The 9,368-nt window shown below is 59.2% G+C and carries 9 protein-coding genes; 2 read left to right on the top strand and 7 right to left on the bottom strand.

The genetic code is table 11. The features are described 5' to 3' along the window. Positions 1-64 precede the first annotated feature (64 nt). The 7 genes from ATO10_RS15720 to ATO10_RS15690 form a co-directional block, all read right to left on the bottom strand. Positions 65-1,837, bottom strand: coding sequence for an acyl-CoA dehydrogenase (locus ATO10_RS15720; protein WP_035253441.1), 1,773 nt, complete (start codon positions 1,835-1,837; stop codon positions 65-67). Between the two features lie 14 nt (positions 1,838-1,851). Next, the gene (locus tag ATO10_RS15715) at positions 1,852-2,778 is read right to left on the bottom strand and encodes an electron transfer flavoprotein subunit alpha/FixB family protein (RefSeq protein ID WP_035253439.1); all 927 of its coding nucleotides are present in this window, start codon (positions 2,776-2,778) and stop codon (positions 1,852-1,854) included. Then, positions 2,778-3,536 carry an electron transfer flavoprotein subunit beta/FixA family protein gene (locus tag ATO10_RS15710; RefSeq protein ID WP_035253437.1) on the bottom strand — a complete coding sequence of 253 codons (759 nt, stop codon included), beginning with the start codon at positions 3,534-3,536 and terminating at the stop codon, positions 2,778-2,780. The genes ATO10_RS15715 and ATO10_RS15710 overlap by 1 nt, the downstream gene beginning before the upstream one ends. Before the next feature lie 233 nt (positions 3,537-3,769). Beyond that, the gene (locus ATO10_RS15705; protein ID WP_035253436.1) at positions 3,770-4,342 is read right to left on the bottom strand and encodes a cob(I)yrinic acid a,c-diamide adenosyltransferase; all 573 of its coding nucleotides are present in this window, start codon (positions 4,340-4,342) and stop codon (positions 3,770-3,772) included. Between the two features lie 10 nt (positions 4,343-4,352). Next, positions 4,353-4,556 carry a twin transmembrane helix small protein gene (locus ATO10_RS15700; protein WP_035253435.1) on the bottom strand — a complete coding sequence of 68 codons (204 nt, stop codon included), beginning with the start codon at positions 4,554-4,556 and terminating at the stop codon, positions 4,353-4,355. A gap of 71 nt (positions 4,557-4,627) precedes the next feature. Continuing rightward, entirely contained in the window at positions 4,628-5,461 is an 834-nt protein-coding gene (locus tag ATO10_RS15695; RefSeq protein ID WP_035253428.1) for an SDR family NAD(P)-dependent oxidoreductase, read from the bottom strand. A 104-nt stretch (positions 5,462-5,565) separates the two neighbouring features. Next, a complete protein-coding gene (locus ATO10_RS15690; RefSeq protein WP_035253426.1) occupies positions 5,566-6,108 on the bottom strand; it encodes an SH3 domain-containing protein in 543 nt (180 codons plus the stop codon). A 138-nt stretch (positions 6,109-6,246) separates the two neighbouring features. Between ATO10_RS15690 and parC the strand changes: the two genes are divergently transcribed. Together parC and ATO10_RS15680 are read left to right on the top strand one after the other, a co-directional pair. Next, positions 6,247-8,550 (top strand): DNA topoisomerase IV subunit A, encoded by a 2,304-nt coding sequence (gene parC, locus ATO10_RS15685; RefSeq protein WP_035253425.1) that lies wholly within the window; start codon positions 6,247-6,249, stop codon positions 8,548-8,550. Between the two features lie 68 nt (positions 8,551-8,618). Further along, the gene (locus tag ATO10_RS15680; protein WP_035253424.1) at positions 8,619-9,281 is read left to right on the top strand and encodes a hypothetical protein; all 663 of its coding nucleotides are present in this window, start codon (positions 8,619-8,621) and stop codon (positions 9,279-9,281) included. Positions 9,282-9,368 lie beyond the last annotated feature (87 nt).

Genomic DNA, 9,368 nt, shown 5'->3' with positions numbered 1-9,368 from the left:
AGCCCCCACAATCACAACATCATAATCCATCGATTCACGTTCGATCTCGGTCATTGGGCGCGCCTTACATCGCCGGAGCCAAGTCTTGCGGAGACAGAGCATAGACGCTGTCGGATCCCCCCTTGATCGACGTCATCCGCGCCCGTGCCTCCGGAAAGACTTGCTGTGCATAAAAGGCCGCCAGACGGAGTTTCGTTTCGGTAAAGCCGGTGTTCTGCCCCAATGAGATTTGATCCAAGGCCGCAAGCGCCGCATCTGCCTGCGCCCATCCTCCCAAGCACAGTCCAAACAAGTCCAACACATTCATTGCCGCCGCGGGCGATTTTTTTGGATTGTCGAGCAACCAACCCGTGGCCGTTTCAATCAGGTTTGCAGCCTCCTCTATCATGGGCAAGAGCGGTTGGAGTTCTGCCTGACCGTTATGAGCCTTCGCCAGCCGTTCCCGTGTTTCCCGCAATTCGGCCACAAGCTCGCGCGCTGCTACACCACCATCGCGGATGATTTTGCGACCCACAAGATCGAGCGCCTGGATGCCCGTCGTCCCCTCATAGATCGTGGTGATACGGGCATCGCGCAAGTGTTGTGCAGCGCCGGTTTCCTCGACATAGCCCATACCGCCATGCACCTGAACGCCCAGCGAAGCCACATCAATCGCCAGCTCGGTTGACCAGCCCTTTACAACCGGGATCAGCAGATCAACACGGCGCTGCGCACGTGCGCGGGTTTCTGTGTCGTCTGCCCGGTGCGCCATATCCAGCGCCGCCGCCGCGCGATAGGCCAGAATTCGGGCCGCTTCGGTTCGACTTTTCATTGATGCCAACATCCGACGCACGTCGGGATGGTGGATGATAGGCGCTGAGTCTTCGACGTTTGCAGCCTGGCCCTGCTTGCGATCCAGCGCATAGGCCGCAGCATCCTGACAGGCGTGTTCCGCAACACCGATTCCCTGCAAACCGACGGAAAGCCGGGCGTTGTTCATCATCGCGAACATGTATTCCAGCCCGCGATTGGCTTCGCCCACCAGATAACCAATCGCCCCGTCTTGTTCACCAAAGGACAGGGTGCAGGTAGGGCTGGCGTGTATGCCCAGCTTGTGTTCGATCGACACGCAACGCACATCGTTCTTGGTGCCATCGGGCATCACCTTGGGCACAACGAACAATGAGATCCCTTTGACCCCTGCAGGGGCATCAGGCAACCGCGCCAACACAAGATGAACGATGTTCTCTGTCAGATCATGCTCGCCATAGGTGATAAAGATCTTCTGTCCACTGATGCGGTAGTGATCTGCCTCGGGCACTGCTTTGGAACGGATCGCAGCCAGATCGGACCCGGCCTGTGGTTCGGTCAGGTTCATCGTGCCAGCCCATTCTCCTGAGACCAGCTTGGGCAGGTAGGTTTCTTTCAGCGCGTCCGAGGCATAGCCTTCAAGCGCCTCGATCGCGCCTTGTGTCAGCATCGGGCAAAGCTGAAACGCCATATTTGCGCCCTGAAACATTTCCTGAATGCAGGCGTTCACCACGAAAGGTAGCCCCATCCCGCCGTGTTCAGGACTGGCCGTCGGGCTGTTCCACCCCATTTCAACCAGCATGTCATAGGCCTCGCGCCAACCTTTGGGTGTTGTGACGTTACCCTGATCAAACCCCAGGCCCTCCAAGTCCCCGACCCGGTTGAGCACAGAAAGTTCCTGCGCGGCGTATTTCGCGGCTTCCTCAAGGATCGCATCTACCATGTCGGGCGAGATATCCTGAAAACCAGACAGTTGGCTGATGGCATCAAGATCGCACAGGTTGTGCAAAACAAAACGCATATCTTGCAATGGGGCGGAATAGGTCATGTCTTGGGTCCTGTTTACAGCTTCTCGGTGAGTTCTGGGACGGCGTCGAAGAGGTCTGCGACCAGTCCGAAGTCAGCGACCTGGAAGATCGGGGCTTCTTCGTCTTTGTTGATGGCGACGATGATTTTGCTGTCTTTCATGCCCGCCAGGTGCTGGATCGCGCCCGAGATACCGACGGCGATGTACAGTTCCGGCGCGACAACCTTGCCGGTCTGGCCCACCTGCCAATCGTTCGGCGCAAAGCCACTGTCGACCGCTGCGCGCGAGGCGCCAACAGCCGCGCCCAGCTTGTCGGCCAGGGCCGAGATCAGCGCGAAGTCATCTTCGGAACCAACGCCGCGCCCGCCCGAGACAACGATCCCGGCCGAGGTCAGCTCGGGGCGGTCGCTTTCGGCTTTGGCGTCTTCAACCCAGTCCGACAGGCCAGCGGAGGCGCCCACGGAGACGGTTTCCACAGCTGCCGAACCACCGGTGCCGGCGGCCTCAAAGGTCGAGGTCCGGAAGGTCACGACCTTCTTGGCATCCGACGACTTGACGGTCTGGATGGCGTTGCCGGCATAGACCGGGCGCTCAAACGTGTCGCCGTCAACCACGGCCGTGGCGTCCGAGATCACCATCACGTCCAGCAGCGCGGCAACGCGCGGCATGACGTTCTTGGCGTCGGTCGTCGCCGGGGCCACGATGTGGCTATAGTCGCCAGCAAGCGAAACGATCAGATCAGCGGTCGGTTCGGCCAGACGGTGGCTCAGCGACGCGTCTTCGGCGACCAGAACCTTGGCCACACCAGCAATCGTCGCGGCCTCAGCACCGGCATCTGCCGCAGCAGCGCCGGCGCACAGCACGGTCACATCGCCCAGGGCCTGCGCCGCAGAAACGGCCTTGGCGGTGGCATCCAGCGCCAGCGCGCCATCGGTCACTTCAGCAAGAAGAAGTACAGCCATTACACAGCCCCCGCATCTTTAAGTTTCGCGACAAGTTCATCAACCGAACCGACGATCTCACCGGCCTGACGCTCGGCGGGCTCTTCGGTCTTGACCACTTCCAGACGCGGGCTGATGTCGACGCCGTAATCTTCGGGCGTCTTTTCATCCAGCGGCTTTTTCTTGGCCTTCATGATGTTCGGCAGCGACGCATAGCGCGGCTCGTTCAGGCGCAGGTCGGTGGTGACGATGGCGGGCAGGGCCACGCTGATCGTCTGCAGACCGCCGTCAACCTCGCGGGTGACCACGGCTTTGTCGCCGTCGATGTTCACCTCAGAGGCAAAGGTCGCCTGACCCCAGCCCAAAAGCGCCCCCAGCATCTGGCCGGTGGCGTTCATGTCGTTGTCGATGGCCTGTTTGCCCATCACAACCATCTGGGGCTGCTCTTCGTCGACAACGGCTTTCAACAGCTTGGCCACGGCCAGCGGTTCGATGTCCGTGTGAACATCATCCGCTGCAGTGATCAGGATCGCGCGATCCGCGCCCATGGCCAAAGCCGTGCGCAGGGTTTCCTGCGCCTGCTTCACACCGATGGACACAGCAACAACTTCGCTCGCGGCCCCTTTTTCCTTCAGCCGAATAGCCTCTTCGACGGCAATCTCGTCAAAAGGGTTCATCGACATCTTCACATTGGCAAGATCAACGCCGCTTCCATCCGCCTTTACGCGAACCTTCACATTGTAGTCGATCACGCGTTTTACAGGCACTAGCACCTTCATTTGCGAGGTCTCCTTGGGTCTTCGTGAATTATTGGAGAGCTTGTTAGCGGCTCGCGGCGCGGGACAACAGTGCAAAATGGTCGAGTTACTTTATTTCTACGCAGCGTTGTATGCTTTTCAGTTATTTCAAAGCCAATTTTCTTGGGCGCTTGGCGGGTTCACTGCGCAAGAATGCCGCAGTGCCGCAAAATTCGGTCAATTCCAGAGAATCACTTGCTGTTGCCCGGGCTGGATCAGCGATTGGCCCCGGGCACCCATAAAACATCGTCTTTGCCATCATTGTTGGCGACGCGTGAGGCAACAAAGAACCAGTCCGACAGGCGGTTCAGATATTTGACCGCGGCAGGGTTCACATCTTCGACGCCGGACAGCTCAACGGTCAGACGTTCGGCGCGGCGCGATACGGTGCGACACAGGTGCAGATGCGCGGCCAGCGCCGAGCCGCCGGGCAGCACGAAGCTGCGCAGCGGTTCCAGCACATCGTTCATCGCGTCGATTTCGGCTTCCAGCCGGTCGACCTGACTGTCGGCCAGGCGCAGGGGCGGGTATTCGGCTTGTTCGTCCTTGTCACGGCCGGGGCGGCACAGATCGGCCCCAAGATCGAACAGATCATTTTGAATGGCGGCCAGTTGGGTGTCCATCGAGCCCTTGGCGTGCAGGCGGGCCAGCCCGACAGTGGCGTTGGTTTCATCGACGGTGCCATAGGCGTTTACCCGGGCTGAGTGTTTAGCCACGCGCGAGCCATCCCCCAGCGCGGTTTCGCCCTTGTCGCCACCACGGGTGTAGATTTTGTTCAGAACGACCATAGCAGGCTCCTTAGCTTTTGCCGCGCAGCAGGACAAACAGCAGTATCAAGATCACGGCACCCAGTTGCGCAACGATCCGGTAGCGCATCAGCCGGTTGGCGTGTTTGCGGTTGAAATCGCCGCCTTTAGCAAAGCCGCCAATCCCAAGCAGCAAAATGACGACCACAACCAGACAGGCCGCGCCAACAACAAGAAATAATGGGTCCTGGAACATGAACTAATCCTTTCCTTCTTGGCGGACATAGCGGGCGGCGTGCAAAAAGCGAATTGTTTTTTTGCGCGGCCTCAGCCTTTGGACAACAGGAAATCCGCCGCAGATGTGGGCAGCAACCGACGTATCAGGTTTGCCACATAGGTGGGGCGCGTCACAAAGTAGCGGGCCGACGGGGTGCGGCTTTCCAGCGCGTGGATCAGCTTTTGGGTGACCGCCGAGGCGGGCAGCTCAAACTTGTCGGGTTCGCCAGAATGTTCATAGAGCCGTTTAAGCAATCCGTTTCGGTATTGATCGACTCGCGCAGAGTTTTCCCAGTCAATCCAGCGCACGAAATGCGGGATCGCGTTGACTCTGATGCGCGAGGTCACCGGGCCGGGCTCGATCAGGATCACTTTTATGGGGGTGTCGCGCATTTCAAGGCGCAGGGTGTCGCTCAGCCCTTCCAGCGCGTATTTCGTCGACACATAGGCCCCGCGCCACTTCATCGGCACAAAGCCCAGCACAGAAGAATTATTGATGATCCGCCCGTGCCCCTGCGCCCGCATCACGGGAATCAACTGGCGTGTCAGGTCATGGGGGCCGAAAACATTGGTTTCATAGATCGACTGCAAGGCGCCGCGCGGCAGATCCTCGACCGCGCCGGGGCAGGCGAAAGCCCCGTTGTTGAACAGCGCATCCAGTGTGCCCCCTGTGCGTGACAGGGTCTCGGCGACGGCGGCTTTGATTGTGTCGGGCTTGGCATAGTCCAGCACAAAGCTTTCTAAGCCCTCTTCGCGCAGCCGGGCGCAATCGCGCTCTTTGCGGCAGGTGGCGAAAACGCGCCAGCCCTGTTTGGTCAGGCCATGGGCGGCGTCATAGCCGATGCCCGAGGAGCATCCGGTGATCAGAATGGTTTTTGGGGACATTTTGCCAATACGCTGCGCGGTTCACTTTGCATTGGCCTAGAGCGGCAAAGGATAGGCGTCAAGCAGGGGCGGGCGGCAAGCGCCGCCCGAAGCATTCACAATGGTTAGTTGGTCGCGACAGGTTGCAGAAACTTGACCGACATGAACCCGCGCGCACCGGTATCGATCACTTTGATCTGTGCCCAACCCTGATGCTGACCCAGAAACTGCGTCTGTGTGCCCTTGCCCAAAGCCGCCACAACCGCATGGCCTGTGGACGGGCCAGCCCGCATGTTTACCCTGCTTCCGGTGACTTCATAGACGGGCACTTCGGGGCTTGGTTCGGCAAAATCTGTTTTGGCCTGTGGCAGTGGGGCATAGCCTGCCGGGGCGTCGCTGCTACGCACGCTGGGGGTTTGGGCGACACTTTTGGTGCCAAAGCTAACCGGGATCAGTTCGGTGGTGACGGCGGCGTGGTGAACCGGCGCTTGTTCCATAGGTTTCAGTTGAACCGGGCCTTTGGCAGGCGTCACGCTCGCTTGAATCGACGAGCTGGAAATGGCGCTCTTGTCTTCGGTCTGTGCGGTCACTTCTGGCTTTGGTTCATCCTTAACGGCCAGCCCGACGCCGACCATCCAAATCATCAGGGCACCCAACATTTTATACATAACACTCCCCCAAGCGTATTTTTGGCAATGGTTTCAAAGTAATGAGTCGCGACCTAACAGGTGAGGGTAAAAAATATAAGCTGTTCCCCCCTTAACGGGCGCTTGTCGCCTTGGGCGCACGGGGCTATCACAACACCTATGAGTGACAGCAGCAACGACCCCAATATCGGCCCTGCCAATCTGGCCGAACCTTTGCGCCGCGCCATTGGCGAACGGTATCTGACTTATGCTTTGTCCACGATTATGGACCGTGCGTTGCCTGACGCGCGCGATGGGTTGAAGCCGGTGCACCGGCGAATCCTTTACGCGATGCGCGAGCTGAAACTCAGCCCGACAGGTGGGTTCCGTAAGTCGGCCAAGATTTCAGGCGATGTTATGGGCAACTATCACCCGCATGGCGATGCGGCGATCTATGACGCGATGGCCCGTTTGGCGCAGGACTTCAACGTGCGGTACCCGCTTGTCGACGGGCAGGGGAACTTCGGCAACATCGACGGCGATAACCCGGCCGCCAGCCGTTATACCGAGGCTCGGCTGACTCGCATCGCGGAAACGATGATGGAAGGCCTGAACGAGGACGCCGTCGATTTCCGCGACAATTATGATGGTACACTGACCGAGCCGGTCGTGCTGCCCGCAGCCTTTCCAAACCTGCTTGCCAACGGCTCCAGCGGGATTGCGGTGGGCATGGCCACGAACATCCCGCCTCATAACATCGACGAGCTGATCGGCGCCTGTCTGCATCTGATCAAAACGCCCGATGCGCGCGACGAAACGTTGCTGAATTACATTCCCGGGCCAGATTTCCCGACGGGCGGCGTGATTGTCGAGCCGCGTGAAAACATCCAGGAGGCATATCGCACCGGTCGAGGTGCCTTTCGCCTGCGCGCGCGGTGGGAGCGCGAAGATCTGGGCCGTGGCCAGTGGCAGATCGTTGTCACCGAGATTCCGTATCAGGTGCAAAAGTCGCGCCTGATCGAAAAAATCGCCGAGCTGATCCAGCTGAAGAAAATTCCGATTCTGGGCGACATTCGTGATGAAAGCGCGGATGACATCCGCCTGATCATTGAACCAAAGACCAAAAACGTCGATCCCGACGTGCTGATGGGCACGCTGTTCAAACAATCCGATCTTGAGGTTCGGTTTAGCCTGAACATGAACGTATTGATCGACGGGCGCACACCCAAAGTCTGTAGCCTGAAAGAAGTGCTGCGGGCGTTTCTGGATCACCGGCGCGAGGTTCTTCTGCGCCGCTCGCGCTTTCGTTTGGGCAAGATTGATCATCGGCTAGAGGTTCTGGAAGGCTTTATCATCGCCTTCCTCAATCTGGATCGTGTCATCGACATCATCCGCTATGACGAAGACCCGAAAGCCGCGCTGATGCGCGAGGACTGGGGTCTTGAACATCCGCGCGCGATGTCGGAGGCGGATTATCGCAGCCCCGCCCCGGGTGATGGCGAGCTGACCGAGACACAGACCGACGCCATCCTGAACATGCGTCTGCGCAGTCTGCGCCGCCTCGAAGAAATCGAGCTGCAACGCGAACGCGATGCGCTGATGGAAGAACGCGCCGGGATCGAAGACCTGCTGGAAAACGAGGGTGTTCAGTGGAGCGCCATCGCCGACCAGCTGCGCGAGACCCGCACCCAGTTCGGCAAAAAGTCCGACGGTGGCGCACGGCGCACTGATTTCTCGGACGCGACAGAAATCGAAGATGTGCCGCTGGAAGCGATGATAGAGCGCGAGCCGATCACCGTGGTCTGTTCGCAGATGGGCTGGATCAGGGCGATGTCGGGTCATATCGACCTGACCCGCGAGCTGAAGTTCAAAGACGGTGACGGGCCGCGGTTTATCTTCCACGCGGAAACCACCGACAGGTTGCTTTTGCTGGGCGCGAATGGGCGATTCTTTACCTTGCCCGCGTCGCAATTACCTGGGGGGCGCGGCATGGGCGAGCCGGTGCGCCTTATGGTCGATCTGCCAAATGAATCAGAGATCATATCGTTGTTCATTCACAAGCCGGGTTCCAAGCTGTTGCTGGCCTCAAGCGCCGGGGATGGCTTTGTGGTGAACGCGGATGAAGTGATTGCGCAGACCCGTGCCGGGAAACAGGCGCTTAATGTGCGCGGCGATGTGCATGCAAAGGTTTGTCATCATGTAGAGGGCGACCACGTGGCTTGCGTGGGCGAAAACCGCAAAGTGTTGGTCTTTTCGCTGGAGGAGTTGCCAGAAATGGCGCGTGGCAAAGGTGTCCGGCTGCAAAAGTACAAGGATGGTGGGCTGTCAGATGCCACCACGTTTACCTTGGCTGATGGGTTAAGTTGGCTGGACCCGGCAGGGCGCACCCGTACCGAAACTGATTTGACCGAGTGGTTGGGCAAACGGGCTGGTACCGGCCGCATGGCCCCGCGCGGGTTCCCGCGTGACAACCGCTTTACCTGATCCAGACGTTGCGCGGTGCTTTGCGCTGCGCTAACCGTGGGCCACTGAAATTGCCTTTGGGGGGCAGAATGCGGATTTCGAAACTGTTTCAGGGCGCTTTTGCGCTGGGTTTGGCTGCGACGCTGGCAGGCTGTGCTGGGGATACCAGCCTGGAAGGCCCGGCTGTACCCTTGGGCGATTTCAAGCTTGGCTATGCGATTGTGGTCACCGAAAACGCCCAAAAAATCGGTCCGTCGCGTGAAGCCAGCCCAGACGAATGGAAAGAGCTTCTGACCCGTGATCTTGAGCAGCGCTTCGGTCGCTATGACGGCGACAAGTTCTATCACATCGCGGTCAATCTGGATGGCTATGCGCTGGCGGTGCCGGGGATTCCGGTGGTGCTCTCGCCCAAGTCCGCAACCGTGGTATCGGTGACAATCTGGGATGACGCTGCGGGGGGCAAGATCAATGAGGAGCCCAACCAGATAACGGTTCTGGAAAGCCTGTCCGGGGGCACGATCCTGGGATCGGGCTATACAAAGTCGCGCGAAGAGCAGATGGCCAACCTGTCGCGCAATACCGCCAAGCTGATTGAGGATTGGATCGTCGAGAACCGGTTGGAATGGTTTGGCGAAGATGGAACCGGGCTGGCAAAACTGCGTACCGGCGCTGCGCCTGAGTCCGAAGGGCCGGTGCTGGATGATGCTCTGGAAGCCACGGATGGTGCCGCTGATACAACTAGCGACAACTGATACTTGATTTCTGCCTGCTCAAACAATAATTAGCGCGCGATACTGAATCGGGCCGATGGTGGCCCCTTAAAGACGAGGCGCCGCGAT

It is taken from the genome of Actibacterium atlanticum, assembly GCF_000671395.1.
Classification (GTDB): domain Bacteria; phylum Pseudomonadota; class Alphaproteobacteria; order Rhodobacterales; family Rhodobacteraceae; genus Actibacterium_D; species Actibacterium_D atlanticum.
Note: the sequence above shows the minus strand (reverse complement) of the source record. Positions and strands in the feature narration are given on the sequence as shown.

Coding starts and splice junctions, on each gene's coding strand:
- ATO10_RS15700 (WP_035253435.1), bottom strand. CDS start 4,556: ATGTTCCAGGACCCATTATTTCTTGTTGTTGGCGCGGCCTGTCTGGTT.
- ATO10_RS15715 (WP_035253439.1), bottom strand. CDS start 2,778: ATGGCTGTACTTCTTCTTGCTGAAGTGACCGATGGCGCGCTGGCGCTG.
- parC (WP_035253425.1), top strand. CDS start 6,247: ATGAGTGACAGCAGCAACGACCCCAATATCGGCCCTGCCAATCTGGCC.
- ATO10_RS15705 (WP_035253436.1), bottom strand. CDS start 4,342: ATGGTCGTTCTGAACAAAATCTACACCCGTGGTGGCGACAAGGGCGAA.
- ATO10_RS15720 (WP_035253441.1), bottom strand. CDS start 1,837: ATGACCTATTCCGCCCCATTGCAAGATATGCGTTTTGTTTTGCACAAC.
- ATO10_RS15695 (WP_035253428.1), bottom strand. CDS start 5,461: ATGTCCCCAAAAACCATTCTGATCACCGGATGCTCCTCGGGCATCGGC.
- ATO10_RS15680 (WP_035253424.1), top strand. CDS start 8,619: ATGCGGATTTCGAAACTGTTTCAGGGCGCTTTTGCGCTGGGTTTGGCT.
- ATO10_RS15690 (WP_035253426.1), bottom strand. CDS start 6,108: ATGTATAAAATGTTGGGTGCCCTGATGATTTGGATGGTCGGCGTCGGG.
- ATO10_RS15710 (WP_035253437.1), bottom strand. CDS start 3,536: ATGAAGGTGCTAGTGCCTGTAAAACGCGTGATCGACTACAATGTGAAG.